This window comes from Pseudomonas sp. FH4 (assembly GCF_000510915.2).
Classification (GTDB): domain Bacteria; phylum Pseudomonadota; class Gammaproteobacteria; order Pseudomonadales; family Pseudomonadaceae; genus Aquipseudomonas; species Aquipseudomonas brenneri.
Window position 1 is genome coordinate 111,455 of record NZ_AOHN01000013.1, and the last position, 21,336, is coordinate 132,790.

The 21,336-nt window shown below is 59.5% G+C and carries 19 protein-coding genes; 11 read left to right on the plus strand and 8 right to left on the minus strand.

Features of this window, described 5'->3' with window-relative positions; all coding sequences use genetic code 11:
• Nucleotides 1-199: 199 nt before the first annotated feature.
• From sucC to H097_RS09130, 4 genes are all read left to right on the plus strand, one after another.
• Complete coding sequence (sucC, locus tag H097_RS09115; protein ID WP_003233235.1) at nt 200-1,366, plus strand: ADP-forming succinate--CoA ligase subunit beta; 1,167 nt, start codon at nt 200-202, stop codon at nt 1,364-1,366.
• A complete protein-coding gene (gene sucD, locus H097_RS09120; RefSeq protein ID WP_032859181.1) occupies nt 1,366-2,247 on the plus strand; it encodes a succinate--CoA ligase subunit alpha in 882 nt (293 codons plus the stop codon). Before sucC ends, sucD begins: the two co-directional genes overlap by 1 nt.
• Before the next feature lie 416 nt (nt 2,248-2,663).
• Nucleotides 2,664-3,977 (plus strand): branched-chain amino acid transport system II carrier protein, encoded by a 1,314-nt coding sequence (brnQ, locus tag H097_RS09125; RefSeq protein WP_032859183.1) that lies wholly within the window; start codon nt 2,664-2,666, stop codon nt 3,975-3,977.
• Nucleotides 3,978-4,178: 201 nt separating this feature from the next.
• Entirely contained in the window at nt 4,179-4,919 is a 741-nt protein-coding gene (locus H097_RS09130) for a DUF599 family protein (protein ID WP_032859185.1), read from the plus strand.
• 124 nt (nt 4,920-5,043) lie between these two features.
• Here H097_RS09130 and H097_RS09135 read toward each other — a convergent pair whose 3' ends face one another.
• Nucleotides 5,044-5,295: a hypothetical protein gene (locus tag H097_RS09135; RefSeq protein ID WP_032859653.1), complete on the minus strand. Its 252-nt coding sequence runs from the start codon at nt 5,293-5,295 to the stop codon at nt 5,044-5,046.
• Nucleotides 5,296-5,453: 158 nt separating this feature from the next.
• Between H097_RS09135 and H097_RS09140 the strand changes: the two genes are divergently transcribed.
• The 4 genes from H097_RS09140 to H097_RS09155 all read left to right on the plus strand — a co-directional run bounded on the left by H097_RS09140 (nt 5,454) and on the right by H097_RS09155 (nt 9,301).
• Complete coding sequence (locus H097_RS09140) at nt 5,454-5,930, plus strand: PaaI family thioesterase (protein ID WP_032859187.1); 477 nt, start codon at nt 5,454-5,456, stop codon at nt 5,928-5,930.
• The gene (locus H097_RS09145) at nt 5,927-6,391 is read left to right on the plus strand and encodes a PaaI family thioesterase (RefSeq protein WP_032859188.1); all 465 of its coding nucleotides are present in this window, start codon (nt 5,927-5,929) and stop codon (nt 6,389-6,391) included. The genes H097_RS09140 and H097_RS09145 overlap by 4 nt, the downstream gene beginning before the upstream one ends.
• Before the next feature lie 89 nt (nt 6,392-6,480).
• The gene (gene htpG, locus H097_RS09150; RefSeq protein ID WP_032859654.1) at nt 6,481-8,385 is read left to right on the plus strand and encodes a molecular chaperone HtpG; all 1,905 of its coding nucleotides are present in this window, start codon (nt 6,481-6,483) and stop codon (nt 8,383-8,385) included.
• 187 nt (nt 8,386-8,572) lie between these two features.
• On the plus strand, nt 8,573-9,301 hold the full coding sequence (locus tag H097_RS09155; protein WP_032859191.1) for a dienelactone hydrolase family protein: 729 nt from the start codon (nt 8,573-8,575) through the stop codon (nt 9,299-9,301).
• A gap of 46 nt (nt 9,302-9,347) precedes the next feature.
• Here the strand turns inward: H097_RS09155 and H097_RS09160 are convergent, their stop codons facing one another.
• Both H097_RS09160 and H097_RS09165 read right to left on the minus strand, forming a co-directional pair.
• Nucleotides 9,348-10,214: a pirin family protein gene (locus tag H097_RS09160; RefSeq protein WP_032859193.1), complete on the minus strand. Its 867-nt coding sequence runs from the start codon at nt 10,212-10,214 to the stop codon at nt 9,348-9,350.
• A gap of 64 nt (nt 10,215-10,278) precedes the next feature.
• Nucleotides 10,279-10,695, minus strand: a complete 417-nt coding sequence (locus H097_RS09165) for an OsmC family protein (protein ID WP_032859195.1) — start codon at nt 10,693-10,695, stop codon at nt 10,279-10,281.
• A 141-nt stretch (nt 10,696-10,836) separates the two neighbouring features.
• Between H097_RS09165 and H097_RS09170 the strand changes: the two genes are divergently transcribed.
• From H097_RS09170 to H097_RS09180, 3 genes are all read left to right on the plus strand, one after another.
• Nucleotides 10,837-11,841: an amidohydrolase family protein gene (locus H097_RS09170; RefSeq protein ID WP_032859197.1), complete on the plus strand. Its 1,005-nt coding sequence runs from the start codon at nt 10,837-10,839 to the stop codon at nt 11,839-11,841.
• A gap of 67 nt (nt 11,842-11,908) precedes the next feature.
• Entirely contained in the window at nt 11,909-12,373 is a 465-nt protein-coding gene (locus tag H097_RS09175; protein WP_032859199.1) for a DUF3859 domain-containing protein, read from the plus strand.
• Between the two features lie 139 nt (nt 12,374-12,512).
• On the plus strand, nt 12,513-14,138 hold the full coding sequence (locus H097_RS09180) for a methyl-accepting chemotaxis protein (protein ID WP_032859202.1): 1,626 nt from the start codon (nt 12,513-12,515) through the stop codon (nt 14,136-14,138).
• A 180-nt stretch (nt 14,139-14,318) separates the two neighbouring features.
• Here the strand turns inward: H097_RS09180 and fabB are convergent, their stop codons facing one another.
• From fabB to H097_RS09205, 5 genes are all read right to left on the minus strand, one after another.
• Entirely contained in the window at nt 14,319-15,539 is a 1,221-nt protein-coding gene (gene fabB / locus H097_RS09185; RefSeq protein ID WP_032859205.1) for a beta-ketoacyl-ACP synthase I, read from the minus strand.
• 11 nt (nt 15,540-15,550) lie between these two features.
• Nucleotides 15,551-16,066 carry a 3-hydroxyacyl-[acyl-carrier-protein] dehydratase FabA gene (gene fabA, locus H097_RS09190; RefSeq protein ID WP_032859207.1) on the minus strand — a complete coding sequence of 172 codons (516 nt, stop codon included), beginning with the start codon at nt 16,064-16,066 and terminating at the stop codon, nt 15,551-15,553.
• A 248-nt stretch (nt 16,067-16,314) separates the two neighbouring features.
• Nucleotides 16,315-18,216, minus strand: a complete 1,902-nt coding sequence (locus tag H097_RS09195) for an ATP-binding protein (RefSeq protein ID WP_032859209.1) — start codon at nt 18,214-18,216, stop codon at nt 16,315-16,317.
• Complete coding sequence (locus H097_RS09200) at nt 18,213-19,145, minus strand: ABC transporter substrate-binding protein (protein ID WP_032859211.1); 933 nt, start codon at nt 19,143-19,145, stop codon at nt 18,213-18,215. Before H097_RS09200 ends, H097_RS09195 begins: the two co-directional genes overlap by 4 nt.
• Before the next feature lies 1 nt (nt 19,146).
• Nucleotides 19,147-21,267 (minus strand): TonB-dependent receptor, encoded by a 2,121-nt coding sequence (locus H097_RS09205; protein WP_032859213.1) that lies wholly within the window; start codon nt 21,265-21,267, stop codon nt 19,147-19,149.
• Between the last annotated feature and the right edge of the window lie 69 nt (nt 21,268-21,336).

The following is a 21,336-nucleotide window of genomic DNA, read 5'->3' on the forward strand; positions in this document are numbered from 1 at the left end:
ATAATAAGAAACCACGGCGGAGTTGCCCGTCGTGAGCCTTGCGCGCAAGACTCACCGCGGAATATCCGCTGGACGCAGTCTTGCGCAGCTTTGCCGGCCTTAGGGCGATGAAGCTGGGCAAGCAGCAGTCACAGGTGGCGCGGCACTCATAATGAGCGCAGCGCCGAATGCGCAGTACCTAACGAAGACGGTAAAAAGCATGAATCTTCACGAGTATCAGGGTAAGCAGCTGTTCGCTGAATACGGCCTGCCAGTTTCCAAGGGCTACGCAGTAGACACCCCGGAAGCAGCAGCAGAAGCTTGCGACAAAATCGGCGGCACCGAGTGGGTTGTCAAAGCCCAGGTCCACGCTGGTGGTCGCGGTAAAGCGGGCGGCGTTAAGCTGGTTCGCAGCAAAGAAGACGCCAAGGCCTTCGCACAGCAGTGGCTGGGCAAGCGTCTGGTGACTTACCAGACTGACGCCAATGGCCAGCCAGTCACCAAGATCCTGGTTGAATCGTGCACTGATATCGCTAAAGAGCTGTACCTGGGCGCTGTCGTTGACCGTTCGAGCCGTCGCATCGTGTTCATGGCTTCCACCGAAGGTGGCGTGGACATCGAGAAGATCGCTCACGAAACCCCAGAAAAAATTCTCAAGGCCACTATCGATCCACTGGTTGGCGCTCAGCCATTCCAGGGTCGCGAGCTGGCTTTCCAGCTGGGTCTGGAAGGCAAGCAAGTTGCCCAGTTCGCCAAGATCTTCGTTGGTCTGGCCAAACTGTTCCAGGATCACGATCTGGCCCTGCTGGAAGTGAACCCGCTGGTGATCAAGGCTGACGGCGATCTGCATTGCCTCGACGCCAAGATCAACATCGACGCCAACGCCATGTACCGTCAGCCTAAGCTGAAGACTTTCCACGATCCGTCGCAAGACGATCCGCGCGAAGCGCACGCTGCCAAGTTCGAACTGAACTACGTAGCCCTGGAAGGTAATATCGGTTGCATGGTCAACGGTGCTGGCCTGGCCATGGGTACCATGGACATCGTCAACCTGCATGGCGGCAAGCCAGCCAACTTCCTCGACGTAGGCGGTGGTGCTACCAAGGAACGCGTTACCGAAGCGTTCAAGATCATCCTGTCCGACTCCAACGTCGCTGCAGTACTGGTCAACATCTTCGGCGGCATCGTTCGTTGCGACATGATTGCCGAAGGCATCATCGGTGCAGTGAAAGAAGTCGGCGTGAAAATCCCGGTTGTTGTACGCCTTGAAGGTAACAACGCTGAACTGGGCGCTAAAGTACTGGCAGAAAGCGGTTTGAACATCATCGCTGCTACCAGCCTGACCGACGCTGCTCAACAAGTTGTCAAAGCTGCGGAGGGCAAATAATGAGCGTCCTGATCAATAAAGACACCAAAGTTATCTGCCAGGGTATTACCGGTTCGCAAGGTAGCTTCCACACCCAGCAAGCCATCGAATACGGCACCAAGATGGTTGGCGGCGTAACTCCAGGCAAAGGCGGCACCGAGCACCTGGGCCTGCCAGTGTTCAACACCGTGAAAGATGCTGTTGCTCAAACTGGCGCTACCGCCAGCGTGATCTACGTTCCAGCTCCTTTCTGCAAGGACTCGATCCTGGAAGCAGCATTCGGCGGCATCAAGCTGATCGTTTGCATCACCGAAGGCATTCCTACCCTGGACATGCTGGACGCTAAAGTTAAGTGCGACGAGCTGGGTGTTACCCTGATCGGCCCTAACTGCCCAGGCGTGATCACTCCAGGCGAATGCAAGATCGGCATCATGCCAGGTCACATTCACTTGCCAGGCAAAGTCGGTATCGTTTCCCGTTCCGGCACCCTGACCTACGAAGCTGTGAAGCAGACCACTGACGCCGGTTTCGGTCAGTCGACTTGCGTCGGCATCGGCGGTGACCCGATCCCAGGTTCGAACTTCATCGACATCCTGAAACTGTTCCAGGAAGACCCGAAGACCGAAGCGATCGTCATGATCGGTGAGATCGGCGGTTCGGCTGAAGAAGAAGCGGCTGCCTACATCAAGGCACACGTGACCAAGCCGGTTGTTTCCTACATCGCTGGTGTGACTGCCCCTGCGGGCAAGCGCATGGGCCATGCTGGCGCAATCATCTCTGGCGGCAAGGGCACTGCAGACGAGAAGTTTGCTGCCCTGGAAGACGCAGGCGTGAAAACCGTGCGTTCGCTGGCAGACATCGGCAAGGCTTTGTCCGAGCTGACTGGCTGGGCTGTCAAGTAAGCCTCGCGCTTAACTGACGCTTCACCACACAAAGGCCACCTTCGGGTGGCCTTTGTGCTTTCTGCCGGTTGCTGAAGATCAAAATGTGGGAGCGGGCTTGCTCGCGAATGCGGTGTATCAGTTGATGCATTCAGTGCTGACCCAGCGCATTCGCGAGCAAGCCTGCTCCCACAGTGGACTGCATTGCCAAATTAAGTATGAAAACGCGACATTCAAGTGTCGCTTATCGGACAGTCCGCCCCGCAACAGTGCGTTTGTCAGGCAAATTCTGTACGCTAGCCGCCTCTTTATGCGCCCGCATCCCAAAAGGAAGCCGCGTGCTAGACCGGTCGGCCACTATCAGGGCCGGCAGCATTTCCCTCATCCATAGGGAATCCCTCTCTAAATTCCGATTCAGTAGTGTGGTATTTCCTCAAATGAAAGTGTTGAAAAGCCAGGATATCCTGGCGTTGGGCTTTATGACTTTTGCCCTGTTCGTGGGCGCCGGCAACATCATCTTCCCGCCTATCGTTGGTTTGCAGTCCGGGCCTCATGTCTGGATGGCGGCGTTGGGCTTCCTGATCACCGCCGTGGGTTTGCCGGTGGTTACCGTTATCGCGCTGGCCAAGGTTGGTGGTGGCATGGATGCCTTGAGCAGCCCCATCGGCAAGGTCGCCGGTGGCATCCTGGCTGCAGCGTGCTACCTGGCTGTCGGCCCATTGTTCGCCACGCCACGTACCGCAACGGTTTCGTTCGAAGTAGGCCTGGCGCCATTGACCGGCGAAAGCCCGCTGGCCCTGTTCCTCTACAGTTCGGTGTACTTCCTGCTGGTGTTCTTCATCTCCCTGTATCCAGGGCGTTTGCTGGATACCGTCGGCCGTTTCCTCGCGCCGCTGAAGATCATTGCACTGGCGGTCCTGGGGATCGCAGCCTTCGCCCTGCCTGCGGGTGATATCGGCGTTGCAACGCCTGAATACGTCGCCGCACCGTTCTCCCAGGGCTTTATCAATGGCTACCTGACCATGGATACCCTGGGCGCGCTGGTGTTCGGCATCGTGATCGTCAACGCCATTCGCTCCCGTGGCGTCGAGTCGCCACAGCTGATTACCCGCTACGCGATCATTGCCGGGCTGATTGCCGGCGTGGGCCTGGCGCTGGTCTACGTCAGCCTGTTCCGCCTTGGTTCGGGCAGCCATGAAGTGGCCGCCGGTGCAGCCAATGGCGCAGCGGTATTGCACGCCTACGTGCAACACACCTTCGGTTCCCTGGGCAGCGGTTTTCTTGCGGTGCTGATCTCCCTGGCGTGCCTGGTCACGGCGGTAGGCCTGACCTGTGCCTGCGCCGAGTACTTCAGCCGGGTGTTGCCACTGTCCTACAAGACCCTGGTGGTAATCCTGGCCGCGTTCTCGCTGCTGGTGTCGAACCTGGGCCTGACCAAGCTGATTGCATTCTCGATCCCGGTACTGACCGCCATCTACCCGCCGTGCATCGTTCTGGTGGCCCTGAGCTTCTGCAAGGACTTCTGGCATGAGCATGGCCGCATCCTTGGCCCGGTGATGCTGGTGTCGTTCATCTTCGGCACCATCGACGCTCTCAAGGGCGCTGGCCTGGCCGGTTGGATGCCTGCGCAAATGGCTAACCTGCCATTGAGCGAGCAAGGCCTGGCGTGGCTGGTACCTTGTGTGATTACCCTGGTGGCTGCATTCGCGGTTGACCGCATGCTGGGTAAGCGCAGCGAAGCCATCGCTTAAAGCGATCTGACATACGCTGAAATCGAAATGCCCCGTATCAATCGATCCGGGGCATTTTTTATGGGCGACGAGCAGTGTCTTTTTTCGTGGACTAACGTCGAAGGGGTACGAAATTCCAAAGTTGGAACGCAGAGCAATGTTGGAGCAAGCCCACTCCCACATTGTTCTGCGTTCGTCAGACTCATCGTGTAAAGGACCCGCATGTCGTTCGTTGAAGCCAACCTGATCCACTTGCTTGCCGCGCTCTGGTTTGTCATCTGCTGGGGCGGTTACACCCGCTACGCCAGTTGGAAAGCCCGGGACACTGCCTGCCTTGCCAGTGTGCTGCATCTGTACCGCGAAGACTGGATGCGTCGCATGCTGCTGCGCGACAACCGCATCGCCGATGCCAGCGTGATCGGCAACCTGGAGCGCAACGCTTCGTTCTTCGCCTCCAGCACCCTGATCATCCTTGCCGGTATCCTCACTGTGCTCGGGGCCTCGGAGCGTGCGGTCTCGCTGCTGGCGGATATTCCCATGGTGCAACAGGCGTCCCAGGGCATGTCGGAGATCAAGCTGCTGTGCCTGGCCCTGGTGTTTGTCTATGCCTTCTTTACTTTCAGTTGGTGCATGCGCCAGTACAACTTCGCAGCGATCCTGATTGGCTCGGCGCCGATGGTCGGTGAGCGGCATGTCTCAGAGCAGGAACGCAAGGCGTTTGCCTCGCGGGCGGCGCGGGTGATTTCCATGGCCGCCAACCAGTTCAACTTCGGCCTGCGTTCCTATTACTTCGGCATGACCATGCTCGCCTGGTTTGTCAGCCCCTGGCTGTTCATGCTGATGAGCAGCGGGGTGGTGCTGGTGCTGTACCGGCGGGAATTTCATTCCGATGTTCTGGAAGTCATGGTTTATACCCCGACAGAGGCACCTTTGCCTGAGGCAAATAAAGAGGCCGCTTCCTGACTAGATCGTTTATTACGGCTGCTTAGTCCGGCTTTCCGGTTTGGCGGCTCACAAAAACAGCGCACAAAGTAAAGCCCGCTATTAAGCGGGCTTTCTTTTGCAACATGGTATTTAAACCGCGGTATCAGGAACCGCTTGCAGGTGTAGCTGGAGCATTTTCTTTAGCCGCGGCTGCGTCAGATTCAGCTTGGGCTTTGGCGGCTTCGGCGTTTTCTTTTGCAGCGTCGTTCACTTTATCCTGAGCTTCGCTCATTTTTTCCTGAGCTTGTTCAGCATGCTGAGTGGCATCCTGAGCTTTGTCCTCGGATTTCTTATCGCAGGCAGCGAGGCCAAGGGCGGCAGCCAACATCAAGGAAACAGCGAAAGTCTTGCGCATGGGGTGTTTCTCCTTATTGAAGATATCTACTGGCCTTTCGAGCATGGGGTGCCTGTATTAGTTCCTTTAATCCCACAGATATATAAGCCGTTTCTCCAAGGAACTTTCTTCCGGGGTACTTGTTTCGCCGGATCACTACTAATAAGAGTCTTTATCGAATGACCGATAACCCCCTTTTAGAGCGTGCCGCACGTTTTGTCTCAGCCCTGCGTCACTGTCAGGTACTGGGTATCGAGGTGCATGACGCGAGCGCGGACGGCATGACCTTGCTCTTGCCGTATAGCCCGCAGATCGTTGGCGATCCGCAAACCGGGATCATTCATGGTGGCGCCTTGACCTCGTTGATGGACACGGCCTGCGGCATGGCCACCTTGTGTGTGCTGCCGGAATTTGAAGTGTGCCCCACCCTGGATTTGCGCATCGATTACATGCACCCGGCCGAGCCGCACAAGCCGGTGTTCGGGTTTGCCCAATGCTACCGGGTGACCACTGATGTGATTTTTACCCGTGGTTTTGCTTATCAGGATGACCCCGAGCAACCGATTGCCCATGTGGTGGGCACATTCATGCGCATGGGCAAGCGTTTGAAGGGCACGCGGGGATTTGGCAGCAGCATCAAGGGAGAACAGGCATGACACACCAATTCAAGACCCGCATGGAGCAGGCCCACCAGCGCGGCGACTACAAGGCGCTGCTCGACCTGATCCCCTATGCCCGGTTAATCGGCATCGAATGCACGCGCCTGGGGGATGAGTTGCTGTTTCGCATGCCTGCCAACAAGGACAATATTGGTAACCCGATATTGCCGGCCATCCATGGGGGCGTCATCGCAGGCTTTATGGAGCTGTCGGCGGCCTTTCATTTATGGGTAGCCACGGAGGCTCCAGGGGTTGAAAGGAGCTTGCCCAAGATCGTCGATTTTTCCCTGGATTACCTGCGGGCCGGGCAGTTTCGCGACACTTACGCCACCTGTCAGGTGTGGCGCCAGGGGAGGCGCGTGGCCAATGTCGCGATCACCGCCTGGCAAAGCACCCCGGCCGAGCCCATTGCCACCGCTCGGGCGCATTTCAAGATTCAGGAGCAGGGCCACCCTTGAAATCCTGGTCTTAGCCCCCAACTTTGATGACAACCCGCCGCCAACCCTTTCGGGGGCGGCCATTGCCATCCAATTGGAGTTTGATGACCATGAGTGTGGAAACTCAAAAGGAAACCCTGGGCTTCCAGACCGAGGTGAAGCAACTGCTGCACCTCATGATCCATTCGCTGTATTCCAACAAGGAAATCTTCCTTCGCGAATTGATCTCGAACGCCTCTGACGCTGTCGACAAATTACGTTTCGAAGCCCTGTCCAAGCCTGAGTTGCTGGAAGGTGGCGCCGAACTGAAAATCCGTGTGAGCTTCGACAAGGACGCCAAGACCGTCACCCTCGAAGACAACGGCATCGGCATGAGCCGTGAGGACGCGATCACCCACCTGGGGACAATCGCCAAATCCGGCACCGCCGATTTCATGAAGAACCTGTCGGGCGACCAGAAAAAAGATTCGCACCTGATCGGCCAGTTCGGCGTGGGCTTCTATTCGGCCTTTATCGTCGCCGACAAGGTTGAAGTGTTCAGCCGCCGTGCCGGCCTCGCTGCTGGCGAAGGCGTGCACTGGTCTTCTAAAGGTGAGGGCGAATTTGAGATCGCCACCATCGATAAGGCCGACCGTGGTACCCGTATCGTGCTGCACCTCAAGGACGGTGAAGACGAATTCGCCGATGGCTGGCGCCTGCGCAATATCATCAAGAAGTACTCCGACCATATCGCGCTGCCAATCGAACTGCCGAAAGAACAAGCGGCAGCCGAAGGCGAAGAGGCTCCAGCCCTGGAATGGGAAGTGGTCAACCGCGCCAGCGCCCTGTGGACCCGTCCTCGCACTGAAGTGAAGGACGAGGAATACCAGGAGTTCTACAAGCACATCGCCCACGACTACGAAAACCCGTTGAGCTGGAGCCACAACAAGGTCGAAGGCAAGCTGGAATACAGCTCGCTGCTCTACGTCCCGGCCCGTGCCCCGTTCGACCTGTACCAGCGTGAAGCGCCCAAAGGCCTGAAGCTGTACGTACAGCGTGTGTTCGTGATGGACCAGGCAGAGTCCTTCCTGCCGCTGTACCTGCGCTTTATCAAGGGCGTGGTCGACTCCAATGACCTGTCGCTGAACGTGTCGCGGGAAATCCTGCAGAAAGACCCGATCATCGACTCGATGAAGTCGGCGCTGACCAAGCGTGTGCTCGACATGCTGGAAAAACTGGCGAAGAACGAGCCTGAGCAATACAAAGGCTTCTGGAAAAACTTTGGCCAGGTCATGAAGGAAGGCCCGGCAGAAGATTTCGCCAACAAGGAAAAAATCGCCGGCCTGTTGCGCTTTGCCTCCACCCAGGGCGAAGACGGCGAGCAGGTTGTGTCCCTGGCCGAGTACCTGGCACGCGCCAAGGAAGGTCAGGACAAGATCTACTACCTGACCGGTGAAACCTACGCCCAGGTCAAGAACAGCCCGCACCTGGAAGTCTTCCGCAAGAAAGGCATCGAAGTGCTGCTGCTCACCGACCGTATCGATGAGTGGCTGATGAGCTACCTCAGCGAGTTCGACGGCAAGAGCTTTGTCGACGTGGCCCGTGGTGACCTGGACCTGGGCAACCTGGATTCGGAAGAGGACAAAAAAGCCGCTGAAGAAGTGGCCAAGTCCAAAGAAGGCCTGGTTGAGCGGATCAAGGCCGCCCTGGGCGATGCTGTCAGCGAAGTGCGGGTTTCCCACCGTCTGACCGACTCCCCGGCGATCCTGGCCATCGGCGAGCAGGACCTGGGCATGCAGATGCGCCAGATCCTTGAAGCCAGTGGGCAGAAGGTGCCGGACTCCAAGCCGATCTTCGAATTCAACCCGGCTCACCCGTTGATCGAGAAACTCGACGGCGAGCAGAGCGAAGAGCGTTTTGGCGACCTGTCGCACATTCTCTTCGACCAGGCGGCGCTGGCCGCAGGGGACAGCCTGAAAGACCCGGCGGCTTATGTACGCCGGCTGAACAAGCTGTTGGTTGAACTGTCGGTTTAACAACGTTGCAAGAAAACCCCGCTTCGGCGGGGTTTTTCGTTCTGGCTCTACTGTAGGAGCGAGCTTGCTCGCGAAAAACGTGAGATCACCGCATTCATTCAGCATTTGCGCGTTATCGTTGACGTTCTTCGCGAGCAAGCTCGCTCCTACAGGGAGCATCGTCAATCCATCTAAATTGGAGAAAATGATGAGCCAAGTCACTGTGCGTTCCGTGGTCTATCAGATTGATGGCCAGCCTTATGAAAGCCGCCTGGCCTTTGATGCCAGTCACAAGGGCCCGCGGCCGGGCTTGCTGATGGCACCGAACTGGATGGGTGTCAGCGCAGGCGCCGAAGAGATTGCCAAGGCCGTGGCCGGCAAGGGCTATGTGGTGCTGATCGCTGATCTGTACGGGCAAACCGTACGCCCGTCCAATGGCGATGAAGCCGGGGCGGCGATGATGCCGTTGAAGAATGACCGTGGGTTGCTGAACAAGCGGATGCAGGCGGCCTTTGAGCAACTGCAAGGCCAGGTCGAAGTCGCTGTCGATACCACGAAACTGGCGACCTTTGGCTTCTGCTTTGGCGGTTGCTGCTCCCTGGAGCTGGCGCGTACCGGGGCGTCGTTGAAGGCTGCGGTGTCGTTCCATGGCACCCTGGACACGCCAAACCCGGCGGACGCGCAGAACATCAAGGGTTCAGTGCTGGTGCTGCATGGCGCTAGCGATCCGTTGGTGCCCAGGGAACAACTGCCTGCATTTGAAGATGAGATGAACGCGGCCGGCGTGGATTGGCAATTACTCAGCTACGGCGGCGCGGTGCATTCGTTCACCGACCCGCAGGCCAATGTGCCAGGCAAGATGATGTATGACGCCAAGACAGCGGGGCGGGCGTTCCAGGCGATGCATAACCTGTTGGATGAAGTGTTCAAGGGCTGAGTCTTCAGCGCCTGTTAGGGCCTTATCGCGGGCTTGCTCGCGATAGCTATTTGACAGGCAACTCAATTCTGCCGGTCTCCCCCGGCACCGTTGGCCAATCCCCTGCCGCCCAACGCTGGCGAGCCTGCTCGATCAACGCCGAGTCACTGGCCACAAAATTCCAGTTGATCCGCCGTGGCCCATCCAGCGGCGCGCCACCGAAGATCACCAGGTGGCATTCTGTCTCGGCAAACAGCGCCATGCTCTGGCCCGCCGGCAACACCGCCAGGCTATGGGCCTCCAGGGGCTCACCGTCCAGTTGCGCATCACCCTGCAGCACATACACCGCGCGCTCGGCATGTTCATCGGGAATTAGCAGGGTGGTGGCCGTCTGCATCTGCACTTCGGCATACAGCGTCGGTGACAGCACCGGTACCGCTGACTCCAGGCAAAACCCATTGCCGGCGATCAGGCGGATGCTTACGCCGAGGTTGTCACTGACCGGCAGGCTCGCCGCCGGGTGATGGCTGTAATGCCCCGGTCCCTGCTCGTGTGCCTTGGGCGACGCCAGCCACACTTGCAGGCCATGCAGGTTGAAACCCTTGGCCTTGAGGGCGTCAGGCGTGCGCTCGACGTGGGCAATCGCGCTGCCGGCAGTCATCCAACTGACGTCACCGGCCTTGACCACCTGATCAGAACCGAGGCTGTCCTTGTGCAGGAGTTCGCCTTCAAACAAGTAGGTCAGTGTCGACAAGCCAATATGCGGATGCTGGCGGATATTCATGCCGCTGCCAGGGGCGTAGCGGGTTTCGAGCATATGGTCGAAGAACACGAAAGGTCCGACGCTGCGGCATTCCCGCGAGGGCAGGGGGCGCAGGATAGGCTGCCCCTCGACATCTTCGGCGCGTGGGCGAATTACGGTCACGGTGGTCATGGTGCATCCCTGTCTGAGCGGGTTAGATGGGTTTGAGCATAACCCGCCCGGCAGGAAATCGGTGTTATTGGCTGAAGGCGCTTTCCGAGAGTCGGGTCTCGATGCTGATCTCGGCGGTGGTCATCAGCTTGTGTACCGGGCACTTGTCGGCCACACGATGCAGTTCATCGCGCTGGGCATCAGTCAGCACGCCCTTGAGGGTCAGCTTGACGTTGAGCTTGTATTTGCCCTTTTGCTCTTCGGTGCTGTCGTGGGTGACTTCCACGGTCACGCCCGTCAGGGGGATATCCTTTTTCTGTGCATACAGCTTGACGGTCAGCGCTTTGCACGAGGCCAGCGCGGCGTCGAAGTAATCGTGGGGCGAAGGCGCCGAGTCGTCGCCACCCAGGCTCTTGGGCAGGTCGGTAAACAGCTCATGCTGATTGATGTTGACGCTGTGTCGAAAGTTGTCGGCATTCAGGGTATTGACGATAACAGGCATGGCAAACCTCGGAAGGTGGCAGGATGAAGGTCATGCAGTTATAGAGCATGCTGGCACTTGAGTGTTCCGCATTTTTTGCGCGGTGAACCCCCGTGCAATGCCTGCGGTCTACCTGACTTGCCCCTGGATTGAGGTTTTATCGTGCCCTGGACCCGCCTGAGTATTGCCCTGTTGCTCGCCGCCAGCAGCCTTGCCGTGCAGGCTCGCGACTATGCCTACAGTGACGCGCACCTGCATTACGTCGATTTCTTCCAGGAGACGGCGGGCATGGACAAGTTACTCAAGGCCATGGCCGATAACCGTATCGAACACGTGATGATTTCCGGCGTCCCGGTGGCGAAGAAATGGCATGAAGACGAACCCAAGCGCCCGCGCTACTACGCCGGCGATGACGCCGATGCCTATTGGTACAGCGCCACCGATGTGATCGTCGCCGCAGCGGTCAACAAGCTGACCCCGCAGCAACGCCAGCATTTTCATCCCTTCTTGAGCGGCTTCAACCCCAATGACAAGAACTCAGAGGCGCATATCCAGCGCATGCTGGACCTCTATCCTGGGCTGTGGCAGGGCATTGGCGAGGTGTTCACCCGTCACGATGACCTGACGGCCCTGACCTCAGGCGATACCCCGCGGGCGAACAACGAGGCGATGACGCGGATCTATCACCTGGCCGCCGAAAACGACCTGCCGGTGCTGGTGCATTCCAATATCACGTCCAAGCGCGAGCGCAATCCCCTGTACCTGGCAGAGATTGAAGCGCCGCTGCGCAATCATCCGCACACTCGGTTCATTTGGGCCCATGCCGGCACCAGCATGGAGATCCACCGTCACCAGACGCAGCTGGATTTCCTGCTGCCCACCTTGAGTCGCATGCTGGAGGCTTATCCCAACCTGTATATCGACCTGTCCTGGAGCATGCTCACGCCTTATCTGCTGGACGAGGCGGGAAAGCCCCGAGCCGAATGGCTGGCGCTGGTAGAGCGCTTTCCGGAGCGCTTTATGCTGGGTTCTGATGTTGTAGGGCGCTTCAACAAGTTGGGTAAGGAAATGCGCAGCTTCAATCCCTTCCTTGATGCTTTGCCGCAAGACGTTGCGCGAAAAGTCGCGCGGGACAATTTCCTGGCGATTTTGCCCAAGCCTCGCTGATCGGGTTTGTCATCGTCCGGTCATACCGGTGTCATAAGCTCCCGCCATCTAATCCAAGGAGCCCACTATGCACCTCACCCGTTTAAGCGCCCTGGCGGCATTGATGATGATCAGCGGCATGGCCAGCGCCGAAGTCCGTATCGAAGGCCCGGTGGAATTCGGCGTGTTTGAAGGCCCGAAAGCCGAGCTGCAGTCGGGCGAGCGCGTGTTGCGCCGCAGCAACGAGCAGATCCAGGCCACCACCGTGGTGCCGGCCAAGCTGGGGACTAAGTTTGGCCTGCGTTACCAGTTGCTTGGCAAGGTCGCCGAAGACACGCCGCTGACCTTGCTCTACTTCACTCCAGGCATCCGCACGGCCGACGGCCAGCGGCATGACAAATTCGAAGTGACCCAGAAGTTGGTGCCTGGCGCGCCTCAGGACGTGATGGCCTACGAGTTCACCGAAAGCCACGAAGTGGTGCCGGGCGAGTGGCGATTCATGGTGTTCCAGGGTGATCGCCTGCTGACCCAGAAGAGCTTTACCGTGCGCTGAATCGCTACAGTTATAGGGTCGGTAGATAAAGGCGTTTTGATATCGCGTTTTCGTCTTACGCAAAAAGTCGAAGACGCCGATACCTTTCATGAGCAACCCGCTGCAGGTGGATGCAGCGCTCTTGAAAGGAATCCGAGCAATGAGTATCAGAAGTCTCAATATCGCTCCTCGTGCAGGCCTGGGTTTTGGATTGTTGGCGTTGATGGTGTTTGTACTGGGCGGGTTCGCCTTGATGCAAATGGCCAACATGCGCGAGCAGTCGGACCAGGTGGAAACCAACTGGCTGCCCAGCGTGATGGCGGCCGGCGAAATGAATCAGGACCTGCTGCGGATACGCGCCTTGACCTTGCGTCTGCTGATTAACCGCGATCCTCAGGCGGTGGCCCAGAATGAACAAAAAATCCTCGATATCAAAAAGCAGCTGCATACCGCACAGAAGCTGTATGAAGCGTTGATTATCCTGCCCGAAGACCAGGTGCTGTTCGACCGCTTCAAGGTTGAGCAGCAACAGTATTTGCAACGCCAGGAGCAGGTCATGGCGTTTTCCCGGCAGAATCAGCTGGAAGACGCGCTCAAGGTGGTCAATGGCGAGATGAATCACCTGGCGGATACCTTGGCCGGTACCCTGGGCGAGTTGGTCATCCTCAACAAGGTCAGCGCCAACCAGGCGGCAGACTTGGCGCAGCAGGTATTCAGCCAGTCGCGGATCTGGGTGATCGGCATGATCGCCATGACCGCGTTGATTACCATCGGTCTGGCCGTCCTGTTGACCCGTAGTATCGTGTTGCCACTGGCGCAGTCGGTGAGGGTCGCCCAGGGAGTGGCCAGCGGCGACTTGACCGGCGAGATCACCGTCAGCGGCAAGGACGAGCCGGCGCGCCTGCAGCAGGCGCTCAAGAGCATGCAGGAAAACCTGCGTGAGACGATCCGGCGCATTTCCGATTCCTCCAACCAACTGGCCTCCGCTTCCGAGGAGCTCAGTTGTGTCACCGAAGACGCTACCCGTGGCCTGCACCAGCAAAGCCAGGAAATCGAACAGGCTGCCACGGCGGTCAATCAGATGACGGCGGCGGTGGAGGAGGTGGCCAGTAATGCGGTGGCCACTTCGCAGGCCTCGCGCGAATCCGATCGCATTGCCCAGCAAGGGCGTGAGCAAGTGCATCAGACGGTGTTGTCGATCGAGTCGCTGGCTGATGACGTGACGGCCAATGCCACCCAGGTCGAGGACTTGGCGCAGAAGGTATACGGCATCAGCAAGGTGTTGGATGTGATTCGCGCAATTGCCGAGCAAACCAATCTGCTGGCGCTTAACGCGGCGATTGAGGCGGCACGGGCTGGTGAGGCCGGGCGCGGGTTTGCGGTGGTCGCTGATGAGGTGAGGGCCCTGGCTCATCGTACTCAGCAATCGACCCAGGAAATCGAGCAGATGATCGGCGGGATCCAGCAGGGCACCGATCAGGCGGTCAACTCGATGCAGCAGAGCAACAGCCGGGCGCGTTCGACCCTGGATATCGCCAAGTCGGCGGGCACCGCGCTGGAGGAAATTGCCTCGGCGTTCACCCTGATCAACGAACGCAACCTGGTGATTGCCAGCGCTTCGGAGCAGCAGGCGGCGGTGGCACGGGAGGTGGATCGCAACCTGATGAACATTCGCGACCTGGCGATGCAGACGTCGGCGGGCGCCAACCAGACCAGTGCGGCGAGCCAGGAGTTGTCGCGGTTGGCGGTAGACCTGAACACCATGGTGGCGCGGTTTTCGGTGTAGGGCTTTAAACCGGGTTGATGCTATCGCAGGCAAGCCAGCTCCCACATTTTGATTTGCGAATACAGTCAATGTGGGAGCTGGCTTGCCTGCGATGAAGACGACTCGGTCTACTGGTAAACCCGCCCAATAAAAAACGCCCCGAACCAGTCGGGGCGTTTTCACATGATCAACCTGCGGGGCTTACTTGCCCTGCCAGCGTTTCAGTACCAGGGTAGCGTTGGTGCCACCGAAGCCGAAGCTGTTGCTCATCACGGTGTTGATGGTTGCATCTTCACGGGTCTTGGTCAGGATCGGCATATCAGCAACGGCTGGATCCAGCTCGTCGATGTTGGCCGAACCCGCCATGAAGTTGCCTTCCATCATCAGCAGGCAGTAGATCGCTTCGTGCACGCCAGCGGCGCCCAGGGAGTGACCCGACAGGCTCTTGGTGGAGCTGATGGCCGGTGCCTTGTCGCCGAATACCGCACGTACGCCTTCCATTTCCTTGGCATCGCCCACTGGAGTGGAGGTGCCGTGGGTGTTCAGGTAGTCGATTGGCGTATCAACGGTGGCCATGGCCATCTGCATGCAACGAATGGCACCTTCGCCGCTTGGCGCAACCATGTCGTAGCCGTCGGAAGTCGCGCCGTAGCCGACGATTTCCGCGTAGATCTTTGCGCCACGGGCCAGGGCGTGTTCCAGCTCCTCGACCACGACCATGCCGCCACCGCCGGCGATGACGAAACCGTCACGCTTGGCGTCGTAGGCACGGGAGGCCTTTTCCGGGGTTTCGTTGTATTGAGTGGACAGCGCGCCCATCGCGTCGAACAGGAACGATTGGCTCCAATGCTCTTCTTCACCGCCACCGGCGAACACGATGTCTTGCTTGCCCAACTGGATCTGTTCGACCGCAGTCCCAATGCAGTGAGCACTGGTGGCGCAGGCGGAGGAGATCGAGTAGTTCACGCCCTTGATCTGGAATGGAGTGGCCAGGCACGCAGAAACGGTGCTGCCCATGGTCCGCGTGACACGGTACGGGCCGACGCGCTTGACGCCTTTCTCGCGCAGGATGTCCAGCGCTTCCATCTGGTTCAAGGTCGACGCGCCGCCGGAGCCGGCGATCAGGCCGGTACGCACGTTGGACACCTGGTCGTCGCTCAGGCCGGAATCGGCAATCGCGTCTTTCATGGCCAGGTAGGCATAGGCTGCTGCGTGGCCGACGAAGCGATAGATCTTGCGATCGATCAGTTCTTCGAGTGGTAGGTCAATGGAGCCGGAAACCTGGCTACGCAGACCCATTTCGGCATATTCCGGGTTGAAGCGGATGCCAGGGCGACTTGCACGCAGGTTAGCGGTGACGGTCTCTTTGTCATTGCCCAGGCACGAAACGATGCCCAGACCAGTGATAACGACGCGGCGCATGCGGATAACCCTTAAAAGTTGTCAGTGGAAGTGAACACGCCGACCCGAAGGCCTTCGGCAGTGTAGATCTCGCGCCCGTCGACAGTGACCGAACCATCGGCGATGGCCAGGTTCAGCTTGCCCTTGAGGACGCGTTTGATGTGAATGTTGTAGGTGACTTTCTTGGCGGTCGGCAGGACCTGGCCAAAGAACTTCACTTCGCCCGAACCCAGGGCACGCCCGCGGCCCGGCAGGCCTTGCCAGCCCAGGTAGAAACCGACCAGCTGCCACATGGCGTCGAGGCCCAGGCAGCCCGGCATGACCGGATCGCCTTCGAAATGGCAGGCGAAAAACCACAGGTCAGGGGTGATATCCAGCTCGGCGACCAATTCACCTTTGCCGTACTTGCCACCCTCTTCGCTGATATGGGTGATGCGATCCACCATCAGCATGTTCGGGGCGGGCAGTTGCGCGTTACCTGGGCCGAACAGCTCACCGCGACTGCAGCGCAGCAGGTCTTCCCGGGTAAAGGCGTTTTGTTTGGTCATGCGAGCTCCTCAATAATCCCATGCGGCAGGGCCGGGTAAATCTTCCCGACCGACTGAAGCGTGCTTGCCTCACGTCGGCAGCCTACAGGTAGACTATTGCGTTGTAGTGAAAGTCACAGCATCAAGGACATGAATGTACACTTGTGCACTGAAATTTTAAACCGGGCTTATTTATGGGCCCGCTCGGGTGCCTAAGACTGCCGCACTTTCGCCTTTCACGCCAGTCGCAGTTGGCTGATGATGCCCATCTAATGCACCCAGCGCTGTAGGATTTGCTGCAAATCCGTACGTTTGAACGGCTTGGCCAGGTAATCGTTCATCCCGGCGGCCAGGCACGCTTCGCGATCGCCCTGTAACGCATTGGCCGTCAGGGCAATGATCGGCAGGTCGGCGCAGCCAGGCAGCTGACGAATCTGACGGGTGGCTTCATAGCCGTCGATCACCGGCAGTCGGCAATCCATCAAAATCGCCGTGAAAATCAGGCTTTCGGCACTGCGAATCGCTTCGGCGCCATCAGTGGCGATGCTCACCTCGAACCCCAGGCTGCGCAGCATGGCCTCGACCACGGTGCGGTTGACCGGGTTGTCTTCCACCAGCAGCACATTGCGGCCGTCACCGGCGCTGGCTTTATGCGGGGTGTCCGCAGCAATCTGCGGCAGGCTTTGCTGGTAGATCGCCAGCGGGATTTCCAGGGTGAACACCGAACCCAGGCCTTCTTCGCTCTGGGCGCGCAGGGTGCCGCCCATCCGCTCGGCCAGGGTGCGGGCAATCGGCAGGCCCAGGCCGGTACCGCCGTAACGCCTGGAGATAGAGCTGTCAGCCTGTTGAAAGGCGTCGAACATCAGCTCCAGGCGCTCGGCCGAAATACCAATCCCGGTGTCGCGTACCGTGCAGGTGAACCACAGCAGTTCATGGTCCAGGGTTTGCCAGTTGGGCTCGACGCTGACCGTGCCCTGTTCGGTGAACTTCAGTGCATTGCCGATCAGGTTCACCAGGATCTGCCGGATCCGCGTCGGGTCACCCTGCACGCGCAACGCTTCCATGCCCGGCGGGATTGGCAACTCCAGGACCAATCCGCGCTGTATGGCGCTGTGCTGGAACGCTTGGGCGCAGCTGTTGATCAGGTCAACCAGATTGAACGGAATATGCTCCAGCTCCAGGGCCGAGCGTTCGATACGCGAGAAGTCGAGGATATCGTTGATGACTTTGAGCAGGTGTTCGGTGGACTCCGAGGCCAGTGCGGCGTACTCGGTCTGTTCGTCGGTCATGGAGGTGGTTTCGAGCAATTGCAGCATGCCCAGTACGCCATTCATCGGCGTGCGCAATTCGTGGCTCATCATCGCCAGGAAGTCGGATTTGGCGCTGTTGGCACGCTCGGCTTCCTCGCGCGTCTGGATCAACTGGGCCATGGCTTGCTGCTGCTCGCGACTGGCGTGGTGCAAGCCTTCGGCCAGGTTGTTGATATGGCGGGACAGGTCACCCAGTTCGGAGTCATCGACAATTGGCAGTGGGGTTTTGTAGTCGCCCCGCTGGATTGCCTTGACCGCATGCCCCATGGCGCTGATCGGTTGCGACAGGCTGGCAGCCAGGCGCCGCGCCAGCAGGAAGGTAAAGAGCAGGGCAAACAACGCAAGGATCCCGGCCTTGAAGAGGATTTCCTGTTGGCGCTGACTGAAGGCGTCGTTGGACATGCCGACGATCACCCGGCCCAGATAGTCGGCCTTGGGGGCCTTGGGCTGCGCGGTGTTGTCCTGGAAAAAGTCGTTGCCCAGCTGGATATGCTGCAAGCGAATCGGGGCCTGGAAGATTTTTACCGACAACGAGCGGTCATGCTTTTCCGTGGGTTGTTCGACATAGACCAGGATGTTTTCTGCGCTGTCCTGGATTTCCAGGAAGCGCACATGCGGCGTGGCCAGGGTCGCCCGCAGCAGGCTGTCGAGCACGTCGTTGTTGCCCGAGATCACGCCATACTCGGTGGCTGGCGCCAGTTGGTTGGCGATCAACTGGCCGGTGTGGTCCAGTTCCTGGCGCAGGTCCTGGATCCGCACGAAGGTAAAGAAGCTGATCAGCAGCAGTGTCAGCAACAGGGCCGGGCCCAGGGTGATGATTTGGGTTCGGGTATTGATATCCCAACGGCGACGCAAGGTCATGGGTGTTTCTCCCCTTCGGCCAATCGGGTCGCGACGGCGGTCTCGTCCACCTGTTCGATCCCCAGCGAGCGCGCCACTTGCGGGTTGCCCACGACTTTGAAGTGTTCCGGGTACAGCGAGCGCGGCCAGCCGGCCGGCGGGTGATCGAGCAGGCGGTTGAGCACATCCAGCCAGTCAGCCTGGTCGCTGTAGGTACTGGCCAGGCTGCCGGCCCGCACGAAACCGGCGTTGGGCCCGATCAGCGGCAATTGCCTGGCGTAGCTGCTCAACAGCAGGTTTTTCACGGTCTTCGGGTTGTATAGCTTTGGATCATCCAGGCCCAGTAACACATCGCTGCTTTTAAACAGGCTGAGCAGAGGGCGACTGTCATTAATGTTGTCCCAGGGCTGGGCGACGATTTCCAGGCCCAGGGCCGTGGCATGCTGGCGCAGTTCCGGCAGCAGGAACTCGCTGTCGTTGCCGTACAACACGCCAATGCGCTGGGCCTGGGGCAAGATATTGGCGATCAGGCGCAACTGCCGGTCCAGGGACGGGTCGCTCCACAGCAGGCTGATCTTGCCGGGCACATGGTTGCCCAGGCGTTGGCGGGCTTGCAGGCGGCTGATGCGCAGCACCAGCGTCGCCGGGCCCTGGGTGTCCTGCAGGCGCCAGTCGAGGCTGGGCAAGTCCAGCAGGATCAGGCGGGTGCTGGCCGGCAATTGACCGGGTGCGGGCATGTCTTGCAGCGCCTTGAAGGTGACCTCATCAACGGGGCGTTGCACGCGCAGGGCCTGGGCAAAGGCCTGCACGCCAGGGCTGTCTTGGGCGGCGGTCAGCAGGATTTCGGCGCTCCACGCGGGCATGGCCAATGCCAGGCTGGCGAGCAGCAGGCAGCGGCGCCAGAACCTGGTGCCGGGAAGGGCGGTCATCCTTGACTGGGCAGGGGTCATGTCAGAACTCTAACTCCGCGCTGAAGTAGAGCACATGGCGTTGGTCGTAGTTGTTGTCGATCTGGGTGGTGGGCTGGTTATCGAGGCGTTGTTGCAGCATGCCGGCCAGCTCCAGGTTGGCCTTGCCCAGGGCGATGCGCTTGGCGACCCGCATGTCGACCCGTTCAAAGCGATATTGGTTAAGTGCATCGTCCCCATAATAGAACAGCGCGCTGGACCAGCCATGCCCCCACTCGCGCATCCAGCCGGCCGAACCGCTGTTGCGCGCGGTCTGTTGCTGGTCCAGCGGGTTGCTGGCGCTGGCATCGACGTAAGCATAGGTCAGGCGTAGCCGGTCGGCGCTACTGACGTGCCAGTCCAGTTGGGTTTCGGCGCCGGCAAACCGTGAGCGGTTACTGTTGCTGGCAATGTACTGGTTATTGCGCAGGGGCTCGCTGATCATGCCGGTGATTTCGTCATAGAACAGCTTGATGTCGAGGTTCAGCCCGCTATCGGCAAAAAAGCCGTTGTAGCCCAACTCCCGGGAGCGCATCAGTTCCTTGTCGAGGTTGCCCGGGCCGCGGGTCTTGACGAAATACTGGCCGGTTGTCTGCCCGTAGGCGGGGGAGCTGAGGCCAGTGACCCGGTAGCTCCAGTTGACGTTGTTCTCGAACATGTCCGGCGAGCGGATCGCTTCGGAGTACACCGCGCGCAACCCGTGGCGCGGGTTGATCAGGTAATTGACCGCAACCCTGGGCGTGAGCGAGTTACCGCTCAAGTGGGTGTTTTCGTACATCGCCCCGCCCTGCAACAACCAGTGTTCGCTGGCCCGCCATTCCAGATGGCCGAACAGGCGCCAGGTGGTGTCGTCCAAGGTGCCATTGAAATAGGTGTCAGAGTCGGCGCGGTCGTAGCGGTAATTCATCCCACTGACCAGTCGCAGGCTGTCGGACAGGCTCAGGGTGTCTTGTACTTCGAGGTCGTAGCGGCTTTCCTTGGTGCTCTGGTCGATATTGCCGCAGACGCTTTCCTTGCCGCCGTTATTCCATTGCTTCAGGACCTCTTCGGCCAGCGCCTGCTCGGCGGCAGAGCCTGGCGGTGGGCTGCCGTTTTCATAGTCCTTCATGTGCCGCGCCAACTGCTCGGCGTAGTTGGGGTTCATCTGCCACAGTTGCGTCAACTGCGGGCTGAACGACACCTTGGCGTCGCAGGCTTTCCAGACCTGCCGACGGTCCCATTGTTGCGCCGAACCCTGGATATACAGGCTGTGATCGGGGTTGAAGTCGAAGTTCCAGCGCAGGGATGCGGCGTAGTCCTTGGCGGTGACGTCGGAGTCGGTGCCACCGTCGGTAATCCCGGCGAACACTGGCTTGTAGGTGTATGGCCGCTGATTGGTCCCTTCCTTGGCGTTGAGTTGCCAGTCGATGCTCTGCTGCTGGTTCAGCACCTGGCTGACCGCCAGGCTGAAGCGGCTGAGCCGCCGGCTGTCGCGGTAGTCGGCGCCGACCCGGTCGCTGTCAAAGCCATCATCCTGTTGCCCGGACAGCGACAGTCGCAGGTTGCCGGTGTCCCAGCCCAGGCCCTGGCTGGCATACCAGTCGTTGATCCCGCGCTCGCCCCGGGTCATTTTCATCCGGGTACCCAGGCTGTTGGCCGGCGAGCGAGTGAGGATATTGACCACCGCCATCAGCGCATTGGCGCCATAGCTGACGGTATTGGGGCCACGGAACACTTCGATCCGCTCGATATCTTCCATGGCGACTGGAATGTCGCTCCAGTCCACGGTGGCCAGGCCGGCGCGGTACACCGAGCGGCCATCGATCAGCACTTGCATGCGCCGCGCTTCGTTGGCGCTGGTGCCGTGGTAGTTGACGGCGGCCTGGTTGCCCGAGGTGTAGCCCACCATCATCCCCGGCACCAGGCGCAGCAGCTCGGCAATATCGCGTGCACCACTGGCCTTGATCAATTCGCTGTCGATCACCGTCATGCTGCCAGGCACGGCGGCGGCCGACTGCTTGAGCCGGGTTGCCGTCAGGACTTGGGGCAGCGGCTGGTTGTCGAGGAACAAATCGTCGGCCAGCAACGGCGTACTGACCAGCAGCGCCAGTAACAGAGATGAACGAGGAGGAGGGCCCAAATACACGGCACGGCCTTGATAATTACGGATAGCCGACCATGTTAACTGAGGCGAGCGCTTTTGCCAGTCGGCGCT